Source organism: Streptomonospora sediminis (assembly GCF_054778995.1).
Genome location: NZ_BAAGYZ010000141.1, coordinates 1 through 1,066, shown reverse-complemented (window position 1 = coordinate 1,066; position 1,066 = coordinate 1). Strand labels below are relative to the sequence as shown.

Sequence of the window (1,066 nt, the reverse complement as noted above, 5' to 3'; positions counted from 1 at the left end):
ACAACGCCCCCACCACCGCAGCCGCCACATCCCCCCGACCATCACCCACACCCACCGTGATCACGGTGACCGGCCCGTCGTTGCGCAGCACCTCCAGTACCGAGTCGATCCACTCTTGGTCGCCCTCCTCGGGGACCACGACCAAGCGGTGTTCGCCGCGGCCGGGCCCCGGCTCCCACTCGATGGGCTTCCAGTGGATCCGGTACCGCCAGTCCTCGCTCGGCGCCGGCTCGTGCTCCACTGCCGCCGAACGCGCTGGGGGCGTCGCCCAGTAGTCGCTGTGTGCAAAGGCGTACGTCGGCAGCTCGATGCGCGCCGGGGGCCTGCTCTTGCTTTGGGTCTCGATTGCGGCCGGCCACCGCACAGATGCGCCGGAGGTCCAGATTTCGCCGGCCGACCGCAGGAACCGGTCCATGCCGCCGTCGTCGCGCCGCAGTGTCCCCGCCACCGCGCTTCCCGTCCCGTCCAGGGAGTCGATCATGCCCATGGTCAGCACCGGATGCGGGCTGACCTCGACGAAGCAGCCGTATCCCTGTCCGGCGAGGTCCTCGATGGCGTCGGAGAACCGGACCGGGTCGCGCAGGTTGCGGAACCAGTAGTCGGCGTCCAGGGCGGTGCCGTCGAGGAATCCGCCGACCGCGGTCGACCGGAACAGCGTGGTCGCGGGCCGAGGGGCGATCCCGGCGAGTTCGGTGCCGAGCTCGGTGCGGATCTGCTCCACCTGGGCGGAGTGCGCCGCGTAGTCCACCGGCACCCACCGGGTGCGCACGCCCTTGGCCTCGCACCAGTCGACCGCCCCCTGCAGCGCAGCGGTCGAGCCGGAGAGCACCGTGCTGGTCGGGCCGTTGACCGCGGCCAGCGACACGTCGGAGCCCTCGCCGAGCAACGGGGCGATGTCGTCCGCCCCGGCGCGGACCGAGAGCATCCCGGCGTCACCGGCGATCCGGGCAAGCAGCCGGGAACGTGCCGTCACTACCGTGAGCGCGTCGGTGACGCTCAGCGCCCCGCTGACGCAGGCCGCGGCGATCTCCCCCTGCGAATGCCCCACCACCACATCCGGCACCAC

The 1,066-nt window shown here is 72.0% G+C and carries 1 protein-coding gene; it reads right to left on the bottom strand.

Annotated features, from left to right (window positions below):
- A partial coding sequence (locus ACYVD5_RS26520; protein WP_461003884.1) for an acyltransferase domain-containing protein occupies nucleotides 1–1,066 on the bottom strand: 1,066 nt, incomplete at both ends.